Source organism: Ornithinicoccus hortensis, assembly GCF_006716185.1.
Lineage (GTDB): Bacteria > Actinomycetota > Actinomycetes > Actinomycetales > Dermatophilaceae > Ornithinicoccus > Ornithinicoccus hortensis.
This window is the reverse complement of sequence record NZ_VFOP01000001.1, coordinates 3377185-3398090: the sequence shown is the minus strand read 5'-3', so window position 1 is coordinate 3398090 and position 20906 is coordinate 3377185. Positions and strand designations below refer to the sequence as shown.

The window sequence follows — 20906 nt, the reverse complement described above, 5'->3', positions numbered from 1 at the left end:
CGACAACACGCGGGAAGGCGCTCAGACGCCGACCGGTGTCGCGCCGTAGACGGTGAGCGAGGCGGCCGTGTAGTGGGCGATGAACGCCAGCACGGTGAACGCGTGGAAGATCTCGTGGAAGCCGAACCAGCGCGGTGAGGGGTTGGGCCGCTTGGTGCCGTAGACGACCGCGCCGATCGTGTAGAGCAGGCCACCGACCGCGATGAGGGTCAGCACGGCCGGCCCGCCGAACTCCAGGAACTCCCGGAGGTAGAACACCGCGACCCAGCCCAGCGCGACGTAGACCGGGGTGTAGAGCCAGCGCGGGGCGCCGACCCACAGCATCCGGAACGCCACGCCCATGAGGGCGCCGCCCCAGGCCAGCCAGAGCAGCGTCGCGCTCTTGCCGTCGGGGAGCAGGAGCACCGCGAACGGGGTATAGGTGCCGGCGATGATCAGGAAGATGTTGGCGTGGTCGAACCGCTTGAGCAGCCGCGCGGTCCGCGGGCTCCAGTTGCCACGGTGGTAGAGCGCCGAGGTCCCGAACAGCAGGACCGCGGTGACCCCGAAGACCGCCGCGGCGATCCGGCCCTGGCTGGTCGGCGCCAGCGAGACCAGCACGATCGAGGCAGCCAGCGCCAGCGGCGCCATGCCCAGGTGCAGCCACCCGCGCAACTTGGGCTTGAGGGCGTGTGCGAGGTCGCGCGCCGAGTCGGCCATCTCACGAGCGCTGTCGGCCACGTCGCGGGCGGCATCACCCAACGAGGAGATGCCGCTGCTGTTCGGTTCGGTCTGTGCCATGGCACCAGCGTAACCTACGGGCCCGTAGGTTACCAATGCGTAAGTTATGACTCGCGTCACCCTCGGACGGCGCTGCAGGTGGAGCGAGTACCTTGACCGCATGGCCTCCCTGCGCGAGTTGCTCTACCGGGCGTACAACCGCTCCCTGAGCAAACAGCTGCAGGCGGATCGCGTGCCGCGGCACGTCGGGGTGATGCTCGACGGCAACCGTCGGTGGGCCAAGGCACGCGGGGCGGACACGGCGCACGGGCACCGAGCGGGGGCGGACAACATCCAGCCGTTGCTGGAGTGGTGCGACGAGGCCGGCGTCGAGGTGGTCACCCTGTGGCTGCTGTCCACCGACAACCTGAACCGTTCGGCCACCGAGCTGGAGCCCCTGCTGCGGATCATCGAAGAGGTGGTGGCCGAGCTCGCGGCCTCCAAGCGGTGGCGCCTGCACGTCGTGGGGGCCCGTGACCTGCTGCCGTCCGGCACCGCCGCCGCGCTGGCCACCGCCGCCGACTCGACCGTTGAGGTCGAGGGGATGCTGGTCAACGTGGCCATCGGCTACGGCGGCCGCCAGGAGATCGCGGACGCCGTGCGCTCGCTGCTGGCCGAGCACGCCGCCAAGGGCACCCCGCTGGCGGAACTGGCGCGGACCCTGGAGGTCGAGCACATCTCCGAGCACCTGTACACCAAGGGACAGCCCGACCCGGATCTGGTGATCCGCACCAGCGGGGAGCAGCGCCTGGGAGGTTTCCTGCTCTGGCAGAGCGCGCACAGCGAGTTCTACTTCTGCGAGGCGTTCTGGCCCGACTTCCGCAAGGTCGACTTCCTGCGCGCCCTGCGCTCCTACGCCGAGCGCGAGCGCCGGTTCGGGGCCTGACCCTTTCCGGGCCGCGGCTGTCCTCGGGTCAGGCTGCGCCGTCCCCGGCAACCTCCGGAGGGGGACCGACATACCGGGCGGCCGGCCGGATGATCTTGCTGTCCCGTGCCTGCTCAAGCACGTTTGCCGCCCAGCCGATGGCCCGGGCCACGCAGAAGGTCGGGGTGAACATGTCCCGCGCGATGCCGGCCTGCTCCATCACCACACCGGCATAGAACTCGACGTTGGCATAGAGCGGACGACCCGGTTTGAGCTCGGCCAGCGCGGCCTCGACCTCACGCTCGACCAGGACGGCGAAGTCCACCAGGTCGCCACCGCGGGCCTGGGCCACCTCGCGCAGCATCTCCGAGCGGGGGTCGTGGGTGCGGTAGACCGCGTGCCCGAATCCCATCACCCGCTGGCCCGCGGCGACCTGCTCGCGCACCCAGCTGCGGACCCGGTCGGGCGTGCCGATCTCCTCCAGCGCCGCCAGCGCCCGGCTCGGTGCACCCCCGTGCAACGGTCCCGAGAAGGACCCGACCGCGGCCACCAGCGTCGCAGCGACGTCCGCGCCGGTGCTGGCGACCGTGCGGGCCGTGAAGGTCGAGGCGTTGAAGCCGTGGTCCACGGTGAGCACCAGGTACTGCTCCACCGCGCGGACGTCCTCGGCCCTGGGTGTGCTGCCGGTGAGCATCCGCAGGTAGTCCTCGGCGTGACCCAGGGTCGGGTCCGCGGGCACCGGCTCCTCGCCGGCGGCGATCCGGTGGGCGGCGGCGAGCACGGTCGGTGCCAGCGCGGCCAGCCGGAGCGCGGTGGCGGCCCGCTCCTCGGGGCTGCTGTCATACATGGGCACCAGGTCCAGGTGAGCGCCGAGCCAGGACCAGGCGGTGCGCAGCGTGGTCAGTGGCGCGCTGCCGGCGGGGCACAGGACGGGCAGGGCGGTGAGGAGCTCCTCGGGTGCCAGCCGGGCCTGCCCGATCTCCTGGCGGTACGCCGTGCGCTCGGCCTCGTCCGGCAGTCGCCCCTGGAACATCAGGAACCAGACGTCCTCGAGGCTCTGCGTCCGGGCCAGCTCGACCGCCGAGTACTGCCGGTAGTGGTAGTAGCCCTCCTGGCCCCGGACGTCACCGATCTCGGTGTCGGTCACGATGACCCCGGCCAGTCCCCGGGGGACGGTCAGTGTGGAAGCGGTCATGGCGGTCTCCTCACGTGTGCTGGAAGCCTCCACGGTGGACGTCTGGGCGCGGTTCAGTCAATATTGATTCAGTCCACAGGAAGGGCCTTCCAGGTGACGCAGTGGATCAGCACCGATGAGGCGGCGCAGCGTCTCGGCGTGAAGCCGGCGACGGTCTACGCCTACGTCAGCCGGGGGCTGCTGGTGAGTCGGCGCAACCCGGCCGGGCGGGGGAGTCTGCTGGACCGCACCGCCGTGGACCGGCTGGCCGAGGGCGGCCGGCGGGGGCGGCGGACCGCGCAGCGGGTGCACCGGTTCCGGTCCGTGACCTCAGAGGTATCGCACTCCGGGCCGGACGCCCTGTACTACCGCGGTCACGAGGTCAGCGCGTGGTCCAGGGGCAAGACGCTGGAGGACGGCATCGAGCTGGTCCTGGGGTTCCGCCCCGAGCTGTCGCAGCCGCCGTCGCTCAGAGTCACGGCCCTGCCCACCGAGGTCCCGCTGGACCGCCGGCTGACTGGGGCGATCGTGCGGCTGGCGGAGAGCGGGTGGGGCGAGGAGCGCACGTCGTCCGGGGCCGCGGCCGCGGTGGCCACCGCCTGCCCGGCGCTGGTCGACGCGCTCTCGGCCACGGGCCGGCCCGACCGGTCTCCGCGACTGGCCCAGCGGATCGTGGCGAACCTCACCGGCCGAACCGCCACGGAGGAGGAGAGCACGGCCGTCGACGAGACGCTGGTCCAACTGCTCGACCACGGGCTCACCGCGTCGACCACCGCCACCCGGGCCGCAGCGTCCGCCCGCGCCGGCATCGCCGACTGCCTCCTGGCCGGCTACGCCGCGCTCGCCGGGCATGAGCACGGCCGTGCCAGCGAGCGGCTGCACCCCGTGCTCCGTGCGGTCGCGCCACCGGACGGTGTCCGGGCGGGGTTCGGTCACTTCATGTATGCCGAGGGGGACCCGCGTGCCGACGTCGCCCTCGCGGCGTGGGGTCGGGTGCCCGCGGCCGCCGCCCCGCTGGCCGCGCTGGCCGAACTGCGCGCGGGCCTGCCCGACGGCGGGCGCTACGAGCCGAACATCGACGCCGCCCTCGCGGTGGCCACCGTCGCGCTCGATCTGCCCGCCACCGCAGGCACCGCGCTGTTCGTGCTGGCCCGGACCGCGGGGCTGGCCGCCCACGCCGCCGAGGAATACGCCGAGGACCTGTTGCGCTGGCGCGGACGGGCCGCCACCCGGGCAACCGGCGGTGAGCCCGGCTGAGCCGAGTCACCCAATGTTCACCGAGCCGTCGATTGCGCCACGCCGGGCGAGATCCCCCTCCAGCCATCGCCTCGGCATACGGTCGGAATGACGCAGGACACCCGTCCTCGTTCGGGAAGGCCCACCAGATGGATCGACGACTCTGGGCGGAGGGCCGGCACCGGCTCCCCGCGAGCGTCGTGGGCCCCGGTCCCGGTCACCACACCGCCACCACCGCGTAGCTGCCGCACGCACAGGGGAGTCGACATGGTCACCAGCACCCGTTCCACCGCCGTCCAGGGCCGCACCGCGGCCGAGGCACAGGAGGGAACGGGTGACCCGACCCGGCTCCGGACCTACGTGCTCGACACCTCCGTGCTGCTGTCCGACCCGCGGGCGATGCTCCGGTTCGCCGAGCACGAGGTCGTGCTCCCGGTCGTGGTCATCAGCGAGCTGGAGGCCAAGCGGCACCACCCCGAGCTCGGCTACTTCGCCCGTGAGGCGTTGCGGCTGCTGGACGACAAGCGGGTCGAGCACGACGGCTTGAGCACGCCGATCCCGGTGGGGGACGCCGGGGGCACGCTGCGGGTCGAGCTGAACCACACCGACCCCCAGTCGCTGCCGGCCGGCTTCCGGCTCGGCGACAACGACACCCGGATCCTGGCGGTCGCCCGCAACCTGGCCAACGAGGGGCACGACGTGGTCGTGGTCAGCAAGGACCTGCCGATGCGGGTCAAGGCCTCGGCGGTGGGGCTGCAGGCGCAGGAGTACCGTGCCGAGCTCGCGGTCGAGAGCGGCTGGACCGGGATGGCCGAGGTGGAGGTCTCCGACGCCGAGATGGCCACGCTCTACGACAGCGGCCGGCTCGAGCACGGGGCCACCGAGGACCTGCTGGTGCACACCGGGCTGACCGTGCTCGGTCCCTCGGGCAGCGCGCTGGCGCGGGTGGCCCCCGACCGTTCGATCAAGCTGGTTCGGGGGGACCGTGACGCCTTCGGCCTGCACGGCCGCTCTGCGGAGCAGCGGATCGCGCTGGACCTGCTGCTCGACCCGGACGTCGGGATCGTCAGCCTCGGTGGCCGCGCCGGCACCGGCAAGAGCGCGTTGGCGCTGTGCGCCGGCCTGGAGGCCGTGATGGAGCGGCGCCAGCACCGCAAGGTGATCGTGTTCCGCCCGCTGTATGCCGTGGGGGGCCAGGAGCTCGGCTACCTGCCCGGCAGCGAGAACGACAAGATGGGTCCCTGGGCGCAGGCCGTCTTCGACACCCTGGGAGCGGTCGTCTCCAAGGAGGTCGTCGAGGAGATCGTGGACCGCGACATGCTCGAGGTGCTGCCGCTGACGCACATCCGCGGGCGCTCGCTGCACGACGCCTTCGTGATCGTGGACGAGGCCCAGTCGCTGGAGCGCAACGTGCTGCTCACCGTGCTGTCGCGGATCGGCCAGAGCTCGCGCGTGGTGCTGACCCACGACGTCGCCCAGCGGGACAACCTGCGGGTGGGCCGGCACGACGGCGTCGCGGCGGTGATCGAGTCGCTCAAGGGCCACCCGCTGTTCGCCCACATCACCCTGCACCGCAGCGAACGGAGCCCGATCGCGGCCCTGGTCACCGACCTGCTCGAGGGCAGCAACGCCCTGGGCTGAGCGGCCCCCTGGGCCGGCGCCCCCGTCGCCCCCGCGTGCGACGGGGCTGCGGTGCGCCTACCGTCGGGAGGACGGCCCCGCGCCGCCACAGCACCCCGTCGAGAAGGAGCAGCCCCATGACCGAGGACACCAGCATCACCGTCAGCCGCGTGGTCGACGCCCCCGCGCAGGACATCTTCGCGGTGCTCTCCAACCCCGCGCGGCACGCCGAGCTGGACGGCTCGGGCTTCGTCCGGTCGGACGACCGCACCGACCGGATCACCGGCACCGGCCAGGTGTTCACGATGAACATGGAGGGGCCGCACATGGGCGGGGAGTACCAGACGGACAACCACGTCGTCGGCTTCGACGACAACCACCTGATCGCCTGGAAGACGGCGCCGGCCGGCACCGAGCCCCCGGGGTGGCAGTGGGTGTGGGAGCTGACCCCCGAGGGGACCGACGCGACGACCGTGCGGCTCACCTATGACTGGTCCGGCGTGACCGACCCGCAGCTCCTGGAGAAGATCGGGTTCCCGCTGGTCAGCCAGGGTCAGCTCGAGGACTCGCTGGGCCGGTTGGCGGCCGCCGTCGCCGGCTGAGCCCTGTCCGGCAGGCGCCCCGGGTCGGCTCCCCGAGGGCCACCGGGGTAGCCTGGCCGGGTCGGTGCACCCCTCGTCGAGGGCGTGTGAGGTTCCCCACGTCTGGGTCGTTGAACTTGCAAAGTTCCCCGGGGGGCTGGCACGGTGAACGCGTTCATTACGATTTGATAACGCTCCTGCGGCTCTCCGGTCCCCTGCCGGCGCGAGGAGTCCTGGAGGTAGTAGTGCCCATGTCCCCCACGCCCGAATCCTCGACCGCCCCCGTCGAGTCCGTCGAGCTGCTCGAGTCCGCCGACGCTTCCCAGCCCAAGCACCGCGCCCGCCGCGCCCTGCACCGTCCCGCCACCCTGGTGACCGCGTTCATCACCGCGGGCACCCTCGGCCTGGCCGGTTACGCGACGCTGTCCCCGGGGCAGACCGTGACCGCCGACGGCGTGCGCGCCAGCCTGAGCAAGGTCGGCCCGGCCGTCAGCGCCGACACCTTCTCGGCCGTGCGCCAGGGTGTGCAGCGCCAGCAGACCGACGCTGGCAGCCTGCGGATCGACCGTCTCGAGCAGGCCCACGCGGCCGTGCTCGGCTCCGTCGCCGCGAACAGCCAGGCCGTCGAGGCCGCCAACGCCCGCGCCGAGGAACTGGCCGCGGAGAAGGCTGCCGAGGAGAAGGCTGCCGCCGAGCAGGCTGCCGCCGAGCAGGCTGCCGCCGAGCAGGCTGCCGCCGAGCAGGCCGCGGCTGAGCAGGCTGCCGCCGAGCGCTCCGCCGAGGAGGCCGCCTCCCGCGAGGAGGTCCGCGAGGCCGCCCCCGTCGAGGAGCCGGTCCAGGAGGCGCCGGTCGAGGAGGAGCCCGTCGAGGCCGCCCCCGCGCCGCCCTCCGGCAGCCCGAAGAGCATCGCCCAGTCCATGCTCGGCAGCTACGGCTGGGGCCAGGACCAGTGGGGCTGCCTCGAGTCGCTGTGGCAGCGCGAGAGCGGCTGGAACCACACCGCCCAGAACCCGTCCTCGGGTGCCTACGGCATCCCGCAGGCCCTGCCCGGCAACAAGATGGCCAGCGCCGGCGCCGACTGGCAGACCAACCCGGCCACCCAGATCAGCTGGGGCCTGGGCTACATCTCCGGCCGCTACGGCACGCCCTGCGGCGCCTGGGCACACTCCGAGGCCGTCGGCTGGTACTGAGCCACCAACCAACCTCACCTGCAGCACCCACGAGCGGGCCGCCCGGGATCTCCCGGACGGCCCGCTCGTCGTCGTGCCGGACGCGCCGGTCGGGCGCGGTGGGTCGGTGAGCCGTGGTGGCTCGTCAGGCGTGCGGACGGGTCATCGACAGCACGTCCAGCGCCTGGTCCAGCTGCTCCTCGGTGAGCTCGCCCCGGGCGACGTGACCGCGGTCGATCACGACGTCGCGGATGGTGCGCTTCTCGGCCAGCGACTGCTTGGCCACGGCCGCGGCCGCCTCGTAGCCGATGTACTTGTTGAGCGGGGTCACGATGGCGCTGGAGCTCTCGGCCAGCTCCCGGCACCGGTCCGCGTCGGCCTCCAGCCCGTCCACGACGCGCTCGGCCAGCAGCACCGAGGAGGTCGAGAGCAGGGTCAGGGACTCGGTGAGCGCCAGCCCCATGACCGGCAGCATCACGTTGAGCTCGAAGGCGCCGGAGGCCCCGCCGATGGTGAGCGTGGCGTCGTTGCCGATCACCCGGGCGCACACCATCAAGGTGGCCTCCGGGATCACCGGGTTGACCTTGCCCGGCATGATCGAGGACCCCGGCTGCAGGTCGGGCAGGTGCAGTTCGCCCAGGCCGGCGCGCGGGCCCGAACCCATCCAGCGCAGGTCGTTGCAGATCTTGGTCAGCGACACGGCGACGACCTTCAGCGCCCCGCCCAGGGCCACCAGGGCGTCCTGGGTGGACTGGGCCTCGAAGTGGTCGGCGGCCTCGGTGAACTCGATCCCGGTCCGGGAGGACAGCTCGGCGATCACCTTCCCGGCGAACTCCGGGTGGGCGTTGAGCCCGGTCCCGGCGGCGGTGCCGCCCAGCGGGAGCTCCGCGGTGAGGGCGGCCGCCTCGGCGAGTCGGCGGCGGCCCAGCGCGATCTGCCGTGCATAGCCGGCGAACTCCTGGCCCAGGGTGACCGGGACGGCGTCCATCAGGTGGGTGCGCCCCGCCTTGACGACGTCGGCGAACTCCTCGGACTTGGCGGTCAGCGAGGCCTCCAGCCGGGCCAGCGCGGGCTCGAGCTGCTCGACGCTCTGCCGGGTCACCGCGATCCGGAGTGCCGTGGGGAAGGTGTCGTTGCTGGACTGCCCGTAGTTGACGTGGTCGTTCGGGTGGACCCGGTCGGCGCCCTCGGCCCGGTCGCGGTTGGCCAGGGTGGCGACCACCTCGTTGACGTTCATGTTCGTCGAGGTGCCGGACCCGGTCTGGTAGACGTCGATCGGGAAGTGGTCGTCGTGGGTGCCCGCGACGACCTCGTCGGCGGCGGCGGTGATGGCCGCCGCCAGGTCGGCGTCCAGCACGCCCAGGTCGGCGTTGACGCCGGCGGCGATGGACTTGACCAGGGCGAGTGCGTGCACGATCGGGATCGGCACCCCCTGGCCGGAGATCGGGAAGTTGGCGACGGCGCGGGCGGTCTGGGCGGCATACAGGGCGTCTGCCGGCACCTCCACCTCACCCATGGAGTCGCGTTCGATGCGGGTGGCCTGTCCGGTGCTCATACCCCCATCGTGGACCACCCCCGTCGCGCACGCGGCGCGGGGTCGCTCAGCGGGGTCGCTCAGAGGCGGCGCAGCCGGACCCGCTCCACCTTGTGGTTCGTCCCCTTGCGCAGCACCAGGGTGGCCCGGCCCCGGGTCGGACGGATGTTGCGCACCAGGTTGGGCGCGTTGATCGCGTCCCAGATGTTCTCCGCGATGTCCTGGGCCGCGTCGTCGCTGAGCGAGGCATACCGCCGGAAGTAGGAGGACGGCTGGGCGAACGCGGTCTCCCGCAGCCGGAGGAAGCGGTCGACATACCAGGTCTTCACGTCGGAGTCCTTGGCATCGACATACACCGAGAAGTCGAAGAAGTCGCTGACCGCCAGCCCGGTGCGCCCGTCCGGCTGCTCCCGGGGCGCCTGGAGCACGTTGAGCCCCTCCACGATGAGCACGTCCGGCTGCCGGACCACGATCTGCTCGTCGGGCAGGATGTCGTAGGTGAGGTGGGAGTAGACCGGCGCCACGACCTCCGCCTGCCCCGCCTTGACCGCGGTGACGAACCGGAGCAGCGCGCGCCGGTCGTAGGACTCCGGGTAGCCCTTGCGGCTCATCAGGTTGCGCCGCTCGAGCTCGGCGTTGGGGAAGAGGAACCCGTCGGTGGTGACCAGCTCGACGGTGGGTCGGGACTCCCACCGCATGATGAGCTCGCGCAGGATGCGGGAGGTGGTGGACTTGCCCACCGCGACCGACCCGGCCACCCCGATGACGAAGGGGGTGCGCGCCCGGCGCTCGCCGAGGAAGTCGCCGGTCACCCGGTGCAGGCCCTCGGTGGCCCGCTCGTAGAAGGAGAGCAGCCGGGACAGCGGCAGGTAGATCTGCTCGACCTCCGCGATGTCCAGCCGGTCGCCCAGTCCCTGCAGCCGCCTGACCTCGCTCGCGTCGAGCCGCATCGGGTGCTGATCACGCAACCGTGCCCAGGCGGCACGGTCGAGTTCGACGAAGGGCGTGGGCTGGTTGGCGCCGTTGGATGCCATGGCGGACATTGTGCACGGCCTCCCACGGTTAGGCTGTGCCGCATGTGTGGAATCGTGGGATACGTCGGGCCCGACCGCAGCGACCGGGCCCTCACCGTGGTCATGGAGGGCCTGGGCCGGTTGGAGTACCGGGGGTACGACTCCGCCGGTGTCGCCCTCGTGACCGGTGAGCGGGTCGAGGGCCAGAAGCGCGCGGGGAAGCTGAGCAACCTGCGCGAGGCCCTCGAGGAGGCTCCGCTGCCCGACACGGCCACCGCGATCGGCCATACCCGCTGGGCCACGCACGGGGGTCCGACCGACGCCAACGCCCACCCGCACCGGGGCGGGACGGCCGGGAAGCTGGCGCTGGTGCACAACGGCATCATCGAGAACTTCCACGCGCTCAAGCAGCAGCTGGAGTCGGACGGGGTGACCTTCTCCTCCGAGACCGACACCGAGGTCGTCGCGCACCTGGTGGACGCCGCCTTCGCCCGCACCGGCGACCTGACCGAGGCGATGCGCGAGGTGGTGAACACCCTGGAGGGCGCCTTCACCCTCCTCGCCGTGCACGCCGACCAGCCCCACCTGATCGTGGGCGCGCGCCGCAACTCCCCCCTCGTCGTCGGTCTGGGGGAGGGCGAGAACTTCCTGGGCTCGGACGTCGCCGCCTTCATCGGCTACACCCGGCACGCCCTGGAGCTGGGTCAGGACCAGATCGTGACGATCACCCCGGAGGGTTACTCGGTGATCGCCTTCGACGGCACCCCCTCGGACGGCAAGGCCTACGAGGTGACCTGGGACGCGGCCGCCGCGGAGAAGGGCGGCTTCGACACCTTCATGGAGAAGGAGATCAACGAGCAGCCGCACGCCGTGGCGGACACCCTGCTCGGGCGGACCGACGCCGACGGGCACCTGGTGCTGGACGAGCTGCTGCTGCCGGAGGAGGAGCTCCGGGCGGTCGACAAGATCGTCATCGTGGCCTGCGGCACCGCGTCCTACGCCGGCATGGTGGCCAAGTACGCCATCGAGCGGTGGACCCGGATCCCGGTCGAGGTCGAGCTGGCGCACGAGTTCCGCTACCGCGACCCCGTCGTCGACGAGCGCACCCTGGTGGTCTCCATCTCCCAGTCGGGGGAGACGATGGACACGCTGATGGCGGTGCGGCACGCCAACGAGCTGGGCGCGAAGTCGCTGTCCATCTGCAACACGCACGGGTCGACCATCCCGCGGGAGTCCGACGCGGTCCTCTACACCCACGCCGGCCCGGAGATCGCGGTCGCCTCCACCAAGGCCTTCCTGGCGCAGATCACCGCCAGCTACGTCCTCGGCCTCTACCTGGCCCAGCTGCGCGGCGAGCCGGCCGAGCAGATCGCGGAGGTGATGCGCGAACTGCAGCAGGTCCCGGAGAAGATCCAGGCCGTGCTCGACGGCATGGAGCGGGTCAAGGAGATCGCCTACTTCATGTCCGACACCCGCTCGGTGCTCTTCCTCGGGCGGCACGTCGGCTACCCGGTCGCGATGGAGGGTGCGCTGAAGCTCAAGGAGCTCGCCTACATCCACGCCGAGGGTTTCGCCGCCGGGGAGCTCAAGCACGGGCCCATCGCGCTGATCGAGCCCGGTCAACCGGTGTTCATCGTGGTGCCCTCGCCGGACTCCGAGCACGGGTTGCACGGCAAGGTGGTCTCCAACATCCAGGAGATCCGGGCCCGGGGGGCCCGCACCCTGGTGATCGCCGAGGAGGGCGACGAGGCCGTGGTCCCGTTCGCGGACGTGGTGATCCGCGTCCCCGCCACCCCGCCGCTGCTTGCGCCGTTGCTGACCACCGTGCCGCTGCAGGTGTTCGCACTGCAGCTGTCCACCGCCAAGGGGCTGGACGTGGACCAGCCGCGCAACCTGGCCAAGTCGGTCACCGTCGAGTGAGCCGATGATCATCGGTCTGGGGATCGATGTCGTGGACGTCGCCCGGTTCGCCAAGCAGCTCGAGCGCAGCCCCCGGCTGCTCGACCGGCTGTTCACCGAGGGCGAGCGGGGACTGGGCACCAACTCGCTGGCCGCCCGGTTCGCCGCCAAGGAGGCCCTGGCGAAGGCGCTCGGGGCCCCGGTGGGGTTGCGCTGGACCGACTGCACGGTCGTCCGGGCCGGGGACGGCCGCCCGCACCTGAGCATCATCGGCACGGTGCGGGCCCGCGCCGACAGCCTGGGGGTGACCTCGCTGCACCTGTCGTTGTCGCACGACGCCGGGATCGCCTCGGCCGTCGTCGTGGCCGAGGGCGGGTCCTGAGGTGATCCGGGCGCACGCCGTCCCGGACGTCCGCCGGATCGAGCAGGACGCCATGGCGGACCTGCCGGACGGTGCCCTGATGGCCCGCGCCGCCGAAGGACTGGCCGCGGTCGTCGCGGCCCGGGCGGAGGACACCCGGGCCGGGACGGTCGTGGTCCTCGCCGGCCCCGGTGACAACGGCGGGGACGCCCTGTATGCCGCGGCGCACCTCGCCCACGGCCTCGCCGTCGCCGTGGTCGGGGTGGGGGAGGCGGTCCATGCCGGAGGCCTCGAGGCGGTCCGGTCCGCGGGAGTGCAGCCGCACCTGCTGGACCCCGCAGCGCACGAGCTGCCGCCGGAGGTGACCGGGCTGCTCGCCGAGGCCGACCTCGTGGTGGACGGCCTGCTCGGCATCGGGGGACGCGCCGGGCTGCGCGGCGCCATGGCGGCCCTGGCGGCCGCGGTCGAGGACGACAGCTATCTGGTGGCGGTCGACCTGCCCAGCGGCGCCGACCCGGCGGGCCGGGAACCGCTGGGGCGGGCCGTCTTCGCCGACGAGACGGTCACCTTCGGGGTGCCCAAGCCGGTCCACCTGCTGCCGGCCACCGAGCCCGCCGTCGGACGGCTGACCGTGGTCGACATCGGGGTCGTCGAGCCGGACCGGGCCGCCGTGGAACGGTTGACCTTCGACGACGTCCGGGACCTCTGGCCGGTGCCCGGTCCCGCGGACGACAAGTACCGCCGCGGGGTCGTGGGCGTGGTGGCCGGGAGCGAGCGCTACCCCGGTGCCGCCCTTCTCGCCACGACCGCCGCCGTGTGCGCCGGGGCCGGCATGGTCCGCTACGTCGGTCCGGAGCGGGCCGAGGACCTGGTGCTGGCCGCCTGCCCCGAGGTGGTCCCCGGGGCGGGGCGGGTCCAGGCGTGGGTGCTCGGGCCGGGGCTCGCCGGGGACGACCGCACCCCCTCGGGGGCGGCCCAGCTGGAGGCCTGCCGTGCGGCCCTGGCCGGCGACCGTCCCTGCCTCGTCGACGCCGGGGCCCTGGACCTGGTGGACCGGCCGCGGTCGGCCCCGACCCTGCTCACGCCCCACGCGGGCGAGCTGGCCCGGTTGCTGAGCCGGCTGGAGGGGACCGAGGTGACCCGCGAGGACGTGGTCGACCGGCCGCTCGACCAGGCCGAGCGCGCGGCGGAGCGCACTGGGGCCGTGGTCCTGCTGAAGGGCTCCACCACCCTGGTGGTCCCTCCCGGCGGCACCCCGGTCCGGAGCCAGGCCGACGCGCCGTCGTGGTTGGCGACGGCCGGCGCCGGCGACGTCCTCGCCGGGCTGGCGGGGACCCTGCTGGCCGCGGGCCTGGACCCGATCGCCGCCGGCTCGCTGGCCGCCCTCGTCCACGGGGTCGCGGCCGACCGCGCCAACCCCGGCGGTCCGCTGCGGGCGCAGGCGGTGGCACAGGGCCTCGGGACCACCGTCGCCCACCTGCTGCTGCGTTGACGGCGTGCCACACTGCCCCGCATGAACCACCCGACCCCCGGCCGCCCGGGGCTCCCCGCGGCGCGGGGCCGACGTGGCCTTCGTCGGGACGGCGGTCCTGCTGGGCCTGCTGGTGGCGCTGGCGACCTGGGGCGGCTTCGAGGTCTATGAGGGGGTCACCGACGGCGACGGTGTCGGGTCCCTCGACCACCCCGCGCTGGACCTGGCCCAGGACGTGCGCACCCCTGGCTGACGACCGTGGCGCAGGCGCTGACCTTCGCCGCCGGTCGGGTCGGGGTGCCCCTCCTCGCGATCCTGCTGGTCGGGGCGTTCAGCTGGCGGCGCCGCGACTGGACGGCGCCGGTGGCGGTGGCTAGCGCGCTGGCCGGGTCCCTCGGTCTCACCGTCCTCGGCAAGGAGCTGGTCGGACGGCTCAGGCCGCCCGTGGTCCTCGCGCTCCCGCCCTACGAGACCTCGCCCGCCTGGCCGAGCGGGCACAGCCTGAACGCGACCGTGCTGGCGGTCGTGACGGCATACCTCCTGCTGCTGACCCTCCCACGTTCGTCCCGGCGCGTGGTCGGCGTCGTGGCGTGCGCCCTCTTCCCGGTGCTGGTGGGCCTCAGCCGCGTCTACCTGGCACAGCACTGGCTGACCGACGTGATGGGCGGGTGGGCGGTGGGGCTGGCGTGGGCGATGGTCGTGGTGGTGGCCCACCGGGTCTGGCTCCGGCTGCGGCCCGCGAGCACCTGACGGCGCCCGGATTTTGGGGGCGCGGTGGCCGCGGCTAGCGTCGTCGGTCGTGCACCCGACCGACCTCGCCGCAGCATTCGACCTGACCACCGTGGAGCCGGACCCGCTGACCCGCTGGGCCCCGGTGTTCCGCGGGACCGCCCGCGACGGGGCCCCCGTCGTGGTCAAGCGCACCGCGACCGAGGAGGGACGGGCCCGCGCCATGGCCGGCTGGACCACCCGGCTGCGCGGTGCCGGACTGCCGGTCGTGGCACCGTACGACGCGGGGACGCCGAACCCGCAGCAGGTCGGCCAGGAGTGGTGGGTGGTCTACCCGTTCGAGGCCGGCGCACCGTATGCCGGTGGGCGTGACCAGCTCGCCGCCGCCGGGGAGCTGTTGGGTCGGCTGCACGCCGATCCTGTCCGGGTGGACGACCTCGGGCTGCGGGAGTACGCCTTCCCGGACTCCACCGAGGAGGACATGGAGGGGGACCTGGTGACCCTGGAACGGGTGCTGGGGGAGCAGGGGGAGGCCGGGCTCGCCGGGTCCGTCGCCACCCTCGGCCGACGCTGGTGGCGTGACTCGCTGCCCGTGCTCCGGGACCGCGCCGACGACCTGGTGCGGACCGGGGTGTGCAGCGACTACAAGGCCAACAACCTCGTCTTCACCGGCCCCGCGGACGGCGACCCCGCCCCCGTGCTGGTGGATCCGGACAACGGCGGGGTCGAGCCCCGGCTGTTCGACCTGGCCCTGGCGGTGGTGCTGTTCCACAACGAGTGCGACGGCGCGCCGGGGCGGCTGTTCACCGCCGCGGAGTGGCAGACCTTCGCCACGGCATACCTGGGGCAGGTCGAGCTCACCCCCGCCGAGCGCGAGCTGTGGCCGGCGGCCCTGGACCACATGTTCTGGGAGGAGGGCAGCTGGGCGCTGGAGGACAACGACGCGCAGGCGTGGGCGGACCCGCGGCAGCGCGCGTTCCTGCTCGACCTGGCCGCCGCGGGCCCGGAGCGCTACCCGCTGCCCTGAGCGGCTGGGCGCCGGACCGGTCAGGCCGGGCGGGCCACCCGAAGCGGTGCGTGACCGACCGTGTCGAGCACCCGGGCGAGGGTGTCTGCGCCCGCGACCCCCTCGCAGGCCCAGGCGATGTAACCGTCGGGGCGGACCAGCACGGTGCGGTCCTGCGGGCCGGCGGTGACCACCAGACCGGCGTCGGCCAGGCCGGCGAGGTCGCCGCTCCGGCCGGGCGGGGTGACCAGGACGAACCGGCCTCGCCGGAGCGCCTCGTAGAGCCGTCGGCCGTCGGCCAGCGTCACGTCCGGTGCCCGGGACCCGGTGAGCCCGTGGCTGCGCGGGGCGGCCCGGTAGGCGATGCCCACACCGGTCACCATCCCCAACGCACGGCGACGGACCGGGGCGACGGTGCTGACCACCACGGAGAAGACCGCCCGGAGGGCACGCACCCCGGGGTGGCGGGCCATCGCGAGGCGGATCAGCGCGCCGCTGCTGCGCAGCACCTGGTGGCCGACGGGGTGCCGCTCGGTCTGGTAGCTGTCGAGGAGCCCGTCGCGGGCCCGACCGGACTCCACGGCGGCGAGCTTCCAGGACAGGTTGGCGGCGTCCTGCAGGCCGGTGTTCATCCCCTGCCCGCCGGCCGGTGAGTGCACGTGGGCGGCGTCGCCGGCCAGGAACACCCGGCCCACCCGGTAGGCCGGCGCCTGGCGCTCGTCGCTGTGGAAGCGGGACAGCCACCGGGCCTCGAGGATCCCGTGGTCGGTGCCCAGCGCGCGACGGGTGATCGCCCGCACCTCCTCGAGCTCCAGCGGGGCGTCGACCGGCTGCTGGTCGTCCCGGTCCCAGGCGAAGATCCGGTGCCAGCCGTCGCCGAACGGGGCGATGAAGGCGAAGGCGTCCCCGACCCCGTTGACGGTCAGCTGCTCGGCCGGGGGGTCCGCCAGCCGGACGTCCGCGAGCACCATCGACCGCAGCACCGCGGTGCCGGGGAAGGGGAGTCCGATCAGCTCGCGCACCGTGCTGTGGTGTCCGTCCGTGCCGACCAGGTAGTCGGCCCTGATCGTCTCGTGCCGGCCGTCGGGGGTCCTGACCGCGGCGGAGACCCCGTCGGCGTCCTGGGCCAGGCCGGTCAGCGTCGTCCCGTGCCGGAAGGCGACGCCGGCGTCGCCGGCCCGGCGTGCCAGGAGCCGCTCGACCTGGTACTGCGGGGTGATCAGCAGGAAGCGGAACCGGCTCGGGAGCGCGCCGAGGTCCAGGGTCAGCCGGTGGAACAGGCTCAACCGGGTGATCGGTTGACCGGTCGCGACGAGCTCGTCGGCCAGGCCGCGGGCGTCGAACAGTTCCAGGGTGCGGGCGTGCACCCCGAAGGCGCGGGTGAGGTTGCTCTCGGTGCGGGGGCGGCGTTCGACCAGGGTCACCCGGACTCCGGCCGTGGCCAGGTCTCCCGCGAGCAGCAGGCCGGTGGGGCCCGCCCCGACGACGATCACGTGGTTCATGACTCCTCCTCGGCGGCATCGGCGGAATGTCAACACCTGTTGGCATCCACGGTAGGCGCGTGTCGCGACCGATGTCAACAGTTGTTGGCCTACACTCGTTGACATGAGTGCGCGCGGTGGTGAGGGCGTCGGGGGCGCGCAGGTCGGAGGGCCTCGATCGGAGGCCACCCGCGCCGCGATCCTGGCTGCGGCGCGCGACCGGTTCGCCGCCGACGGCTACGAGCGCGCCACGATCCGGGCGATCGCCGGGGACGCCGACATCGACCCGTCGCTGGTGATGCGCTACTTCGGCAACAAGGAGGGGCTGTTCGCGGCGGCGAGCACCGTCGACGTGCGGTTGCCCGAGGTCGACCCGGACGGGCCGGAGCCCCCCGGGACCCAGTTGGCTCGGCACCTGGTGACCCGCTGGGAGGAGGACGACATCCTGGTGGCGCTGCTGCGGGTGGCGGTGACCAACCCGGCCGGCGTCGAGCGGGTGCTGGAGGTCTTCGCCACCCAGATCCTGCCCACCGTGCGCAGCCTGACGCCCTTCCCGGAGCAGGCGCAGAAGCGGGCGGCCCTGGTGGGGACCCAGGTGCTCGGCCTGGCGCTGACCCGCTACGTCCTCCGGATGCCGCCGGTCACCGAGCTGACCCCGGACGAGGTCGTGGCCTGGCTGGGCCCGACGCTCCAGCGCTACCTGATGGACGAGCACCCCTAGGGCTCGGCCGTCCCGGCGCGGACGCGGCGGAGGCGGGTGGGGCATACGACATCGCCCAGCGTGCCCGAGTGGCGCCGGACGAGGACGTGACCGACGCCCTGCGGGACGTCCTGCGCCGCGCCGGGTCCGCGCTGCGCGGGACCTCCGGGCAGCAGGGCTAGGCTGACTGTCATGGAGCAACGGTTGAGCGTGGTGACTCTCGGTGTGCGAGACCTGGATCGGGCGACGGCCTTCTACCGGGCGATGGGCTGGGAGCCCGCCGCGTCCCCGGAGGGCGTGGTCTTCTTCCAGGCGGGCGGGATGGTCCTCGCCCTGTGGGAGCGCGCCGCCCTCGAGGTGGACTCGTGCGTCGAGGACAGCGGCGGTTGGGGTGGGGTGACCCCGGCCCACAACGTCGCCAGCCGCGACGAGGTCGACGAGATCCTGGAGCAGGCGCAGGCCGCAGGTGGCACCATCGGCCGTCGGGGCGCCGGGACCTTCTGGGGCGGCTACTCCGGGGTGTTCATCGACCCCGAGGGGCACCCCTGGGAGATCGCGCACAACCCGTTCTGGACGATCACCGAGGACGGTGCGACCGTGCTGGGCGACGGCAAGGGCTGATCCGGAGCCTTTCGCCGCCTCCGGGCGGTGCTTCACCCCGGAACCTGGCGCTTTCGACCGGGAAGCTTCTGCTACGAAGCACAGGATTATCGGGTGACCCGATAATCCTGCAGGCCCGGCCGCCCGCGAGGAGGGGAGGCCGGGCCGGCGGGGTCAGCCGACGGTGGGGCGGTTCAGCGCGCTGCAGACGGCACGCAGCGAGGCGGTGACGATGTTGGGGTCGATGCCCACGCCCCAGCGCACCTCGCCGTCGACGGCGCACTCGACGTAGGCGGCCGCGATGGCGTCGTCGCCGGAGCTGAGCGCGTGCTCGGAGTAGTCCAGCACCCGGACGTCGTGTCCCTCGCCGGACAGCGCCTGGACGAAGGCCGCGATCGGGCCGTTGCCGGTGCCCTCGATGGTCTTGTCCTGGCCGTCGGTCGTGACGGTCGCGGTGATGACGTCCCGGCCGTCGGGCTGGGTGCGGCTGTCGACGGTGTGCAGCCGGACGGGCTCGGTGCGGTTCAGGTACTCGTGCTCGAAGGCCGCCCAGATCGCCGCCGGGGACATCTCGCCGCCCTCGCCGTCGGTGTGCTGCTGGATGACCCGGCTGAACTCGATCTGCAGCCGGCGCGGCAGGTCCAGCTTGTGCTCGCTCTTCATCACGTAGGCCACGCCGCCCTTGCCGGACTGGCTGTTCACCCGGATGACCGCCTCGTAGTTGCGGCCGACGTCCTTGGGGTCGATCGGCAGGTAGGGGACCTCCCACCGGAAGTCGTCCACCGGGGTCCCGGCCTCGGTGGCGTCGCGCTCCATGGCCTCCAGGCCCTTCTTGATCGCGTCCTGGTGGGAGCCGGAGAAGGCGGTGAAGACCAGGTCGCCGCCGTAGGGGTGGCGCTCGGGCACCGGCAGCTGGTTGCAGTGCTCGACGGTGCGCCGGATGGCGTCGATGTCGGAGAAGTTGATCTGCGGGTCGATGCCCTGGGAGAACAGGTTCATCCCCAGGGTCACCAGGCAGACGTTGCCGGTGCGCTCGCCGTTGCCGAACAGGCAGCCCTCGATCCGGTCGGCCCCGGCCAGGTAGCCCAGCTCGGCCGCAGCCACGCCGGTTCCGCGGTCGTTGTGCGGGTGCAGCGACAACACCACGTGCTCGCGGTGCTCCAGGTTGCGGTTCATCCACTCGATCGAGTCGGCGTATACGTTCGGGGTGGCCATCTCCACCGTCGCCGGCAGGTTGATGATCACCGGGCGTTCGGCGGTGGGCTCGAAGACCTCCATCACCCGGTTGCAGATCCGGGCCGCGAACTCCAGCTCGGTGCCGGTGTAGGACTCGGGGGAGTACTCGTAGTAGACGGTGGTCTCCGGGATCTGCTCCTCGAACTTCTTGCACAGCCGGGCGCCGGTCACCGCGATGTCGATGATGCCGTCCATGTCGGTGTTGAAGACCACCCGGCGTTGCAGCGTCGAGGTCGAGTTGTACAGGTGCACGATGGCCTGCTTCGCCCCGGCGATCGCCTCGTAGGTGCGCTCGATCAGGGCCTCCCGGGCCTGGGTCAGGACCTGGATGACGACGTCGTCGGGGATCAGGTCGTCCTCGATCAGCATCCGGACGAAGTCGAAGTCGGTCTGGCTGGCGGCGGGGAAGCCGACCTCGATCTCCTTGTAGCCCATCTGCACCAGCAGCTCGAACATCCGCCGCTTGCGGTCCGGGCTCATCGGGTCGATCAGGGCCTGGTTGCCGTCCCGCAGGTCGACCGCGCACCAGCGTGGTGCCTCGGAGATGGTCTTGCCCGGCCAGGTGCGGTCCGGCAACTCGACCGGGATGAACGGGGTGTACCGCTCGAACGGCATGCCGGAAGGCTGCTGGGGGTTACGGGTGAAAGCGTCGGACTGGGTGGTGATGCTCATGGGTGGCTCTTCCTCGCTGGGGGCTGTCAGGCGTCCGGGGACAGCAAGAACTCCGCAACGAGGGGCCGGACCTAACTGGCCTCGCTGCGGCAGCGGAGGAGAAGCAGAGTGTGCATCGCTGGCAAGACTAACCCATGGCAGGTCGGGCTGTCACCGGGGCCACGACCCCGACCCGACCTGCCGCGCGTGGGTCAGCTCGTGGTCGCCCCGGTGACGACCGGCTTGTAGGACGGACGCTGCGCCTCGTATGCCGTGATGTCGGCCTCGTGCTCCAGCGTCAGCGAGATGTCGTCGAGCCCGTTGAGCAGTCGCCAGGCGACGTAGTCGTTGACCTCGAAGGTGGTGGTGAGGTCACCGGCCACGATGCGGCGCTCGGTGAGGTCGACGGTGACGGTGGCGCCGGGCTCGTTCTCCAGGTACTTCCAGATGAGCTCGACGTCGCCCTGCGCGACCTGGGCGGTGAGCAGCCCGCCCTTGCCCGAGTTGCCCCGGAAGATGTCGCCGAACCGGGAGGAGATGACCACGCGGAAGCCGTACTGCATCAGCGCCCACACGGCGTGCTCCCGGGAGGAGCCGGTGCCGAAGTCGGGGCCGGCGACCAGGACCGAACCGTCCCGGAAGGCCTCCTGGTTGAGGACGAAGTCGGGGTCCTCCCGCCAGCGGGAGAACAGTCCGTCCTCGAACCCGGTGCGGGAGACCCGCTTGAGGAAGGAGGCCGGGATGATCTGGTCGGTGTCGATGTTGCTGCGGCGCAGCGGGACGCCGACGCCGGTGTGCGTGGTGAAGGGGTCCATCGGGGC

At 72.6% G+C, this 20906-nt stretch carries 20 protein-coding genes; 13 read left to right on the top strand and 7 right to left on the bottom strand.

The features are described from left to right. Window positions 1-21 precede the first annotated feature (21 nt). Window positions 22-780, bottom strand: a complete 759-nt coding sequence (gene trhA / locus FB467_RS15885; protein WP_425325840.1) for a PAQR family membrane homeostasis protein TrhA — start codon at window positions 778-780, stop codon at window positions 22-24. Window positions 781-880: 100 nt separating this feature from the next. Between trhA and FB467_RS15880 the strand changes: the two genes are divergently transcribed. Then, the gene (locus FB467_RS15880; protein ID WP_141785968.1) at window positions 881-1645 is read left to right on the top strand and encodes an isoprenyl transferase; all 765 of its coding nucleotides are present in this window, start codon (window positions 881-883) and stop codon (window positions 1643-1645) included. A 28-nt stretch (window positions 1646-1673) separates the two neighbouring features. Here the strand turns inward: FB467_RS15880 and FB467_RS15875 are convergent, their stop codons facing one another. Beyond that, window positions 1674-2819 (bottom strand): citrate/2-methylcitrate synthase, encoded by a 1146-nt coding sequence (locus FB467_RS15875; RefSeq protein WP_141785967.1) that lies wholly within the window; start codon window positions 2817-2819, stop codon window positions 1674-1676. A 93-nt stretch (window positions 2820-2912) separates the two neighbouring features. Between FB467_RS15875 and FB467_RS15870 the strand changes: the two genes are divergently transcribed. The 4 genes from FB467_RS15870 to FB467_RS18815 all read left to right on the top strand — a co-directional run bounded on the left by FB467_RS15870 (window position 2913) and on the right by FB467_RS18815 (window position 7425). Next, on the top strand, window positions 2913-4055 hold the full coding sequence (locus FB467_RS15870; protein ID WP_170230794.1) for a citrate synthase: 1143 nt from the start codon (window positions 2913-2915) through the stop codon (window positions 4053-4055). Between the two features lie 378 nt (window positions 4056-4433). Further along, on the top strand, window positions 4434-5675 hold the full coding sequence (phoH2, locus tag FB467_RS15865; RefSeq protein ID WP_244932785.1) for an RNA 5'-3' helicase PhoH2: 1242 nt from the start codon (window positions 4434-4436) through the stop codon (window positions 5673-5675). 116 nt (window positions 5676-5791) lie between these two features. Further along, window positions 5792-6256 carry an SRPBCC family protein gene (locus tag FB467_RS15860; protein ID WP_141785964.1) on the top strand — a complete coding sequence of 155 codons (465 nt, stop codon included), beginning with the start codon at window positions 5792-5794 and terminating at the stop codon, window positions 6254-6256. Between the two features lie 230 nt (window positions 6257-6486). Then, the gene (locus tag FB467_RS18815) at window positions 6487-7425 is read left to right on the top strand and encodes an aggregation-promoting factor C-terminal-like domain-containing protein (protein ID WP_211350626.1); all 939 of its coding nucleotides are present in this window, start codon (window positions 6487-6489) and stop codon (window positions 7423-7425) included. 124 nt (window positions 7426-7549) lie between these two features. Here FB467_RS18815 and FB467_RS15850 read toward each other — a convergent pair whose 3' ends face one another. Then, window positions 7550-8959 (bottom strand): class II fumarate hydratase, encoded by a 1410-nt coding sequence (locus FB467_RS15850; protein WP_141785963.1) that lies wholly within the window; start codon window positions 8957-8959, stop codon window positions 7550-7552. A gap of 59 nt (window positions 8960-9018) precedes the next feature. Continuing rightward, a complete protein-coding gene (gene coaA / locus FB467_RS15845) occupies window positions 9019-9972 on the bottom strand; it encodes a type I pantothenate kinase (protein WP_228393434.1) in 954 nt (317 codons plus the stop codon). Between the two features lie 42 nt (window positions 9973-10014). Here coaA and glmS point away from each other — a divergent pair, with 42 nt between their 5' ends. The 6 genes from glmS (at window position 10015) to FB467_RS15820 (ending at window position 15438) form a co-directional block, all read left to right on the top strand. Then, window positions 10015-11871: a glutamine--fructose-6-phosphate transaminase (isomerizing) gene (gene glmS, locus FB467_RS15840; RefSeq protein WP_141785961.1), complete on the top strand. Its 1857-nt coding sequence runs from the start codon at window positions 10015-10017 to the stop codon at window positions 11869-11871. A gap of 4 nt (window positions 11872-11875) precedes the next feature. Next, window positions 11876-12232 carry a holo-ACP synthase gene (locus FB467_RS15835; protein ID WP_141785960.1) on the top strand — a complete coding sequence of 119 codons (357 nt, stop codon included), beginning with the start codon at window positions 11876-11878 and terminating at the stop codon, window positions 12230-12232. 1 nt (window position 12233) lies between these two features. Then, window positions 12234-13703: a bifunctional ADP-dependent NAD(P)H-hydrate dehydratase/NAD(P)H-hydrate epimerase gene (locus FB467_RS15830; protein WP_141785959.1), complete on the top strand. Its 1470-nt coding sequence runs from the start codon at window positions 12234-12236 to the stop codon at window positions 13701-13703. Between the two features lie 73 nt (window positions 13704-13776). After that, the gene (locus FB467_RS18595) at window positions 13777-13935 is read left to right on the top strand and encodes a hypothetical protein (protein ID WP_153390398.1); all 159 of its coding nucleotides are present in this window, start codon (window positions 13777-13779) and stop codon (window positions 13933-13935) included. A gap of 5 nt (window positions 13936-13940) precedes the next feature. Then, window positions 13941-14432 (top strand): phosphatase PAP2 family protein, encoded by a 492-nt coding sequence (locus tag FB467_RS15825; protein ID WP_170230791.1) that lies wholly within the window; start codon window positions 13941-13943, stop codon window positions 14430-14432. A 49-nt stretch (window positions 14433-14481) separates the two neighbouring features. Next, complete coding sequence (locus FB467_RS15820) at window positions 14482-15438, top strand: phosphotransferase enzyme family protein (RefSeq protein ID WP_170230789.1); 957 nt, start codon at window positions 14482-14484, stop codon at window positions 15436-15438. Window positions 15439-15458: 20 nt separating this feature from the next. On the opposite strand, the gene FB467_RS15815 is transcribed toward FB467_RS15820, so the two are convergent. Next, window positions 15459-17024 carry an FAD-dependent monooxygenase gene (locus tag FB467_RS15815; RefSeq protein WP_141785956.1) on the bottom strand — a complete coding sequence of 522 codons (1566 nt, stop codon included), beginning with the start codon at window positions 17022-17024 and terminating at the stop codon, window positions 15459-15461. On the opposite strand from FB467_RS15815, the gene FB467_RS15810 reads away from it, so the two are divergent. Next, a complete protein-coding gene (locus tag FB467_RS15810; RefSeq protein ID WP_141785955.1) occupies window positions 17023-17619 on the top strand; it encodes a TetR/AcrR family transcriptional regulator in 597 nt (198 codons plus the stop codon). The two genes, FB467_RS15815 and FB467_RS15810, sit on opposite strands and share 2 nt — an antisense overlap. Window positions 17620-17790: 171 nt before the next feature. Further along, entirely contained in the window at window positions 17791-18219 is a 429-nt protein-coding gene (locus FB467_RS15805) for a VOC family protein (RefSeq protein ID WP_141785954.1), read from the top strand. Window positions 18220-18372: 153 nt separating this feature from the next. On the opposite strand, the gene leuA is transcribed toward FB467_RS15805, so the two are convergent. Together leuA and leuD are read right to left on the bottom strand one after the other, a co-directional pair. Then, window positions 18373-20106, bottom strand: coding sequence for a 2-isopropylmalate synthase (gene leuA / locus FB467_RS15800; protein ID WP_141785953.1), 1734 nt, complete (start codon window positions 20104-20106; stop codon window positions 18373-18375). Window positions 20107-20297: 191 nt separating this feature from the next. Continuing rightward, window positions 20298-20900 carry a 3-isopropylmalate dehydratase small subunit gene (gene leuD / locus FB467_RS15795; RefSeq protein WP_141785952.1) on the bottom strand — a complete coding sequence of 201 codons (603 nt, stop codon included), beginning with the start codon at window positions 20898-20900 and terminating at the stop codon, window positions 20298-20300. Window positions 20901-20906: the final 6 nt, after the last annotated feature.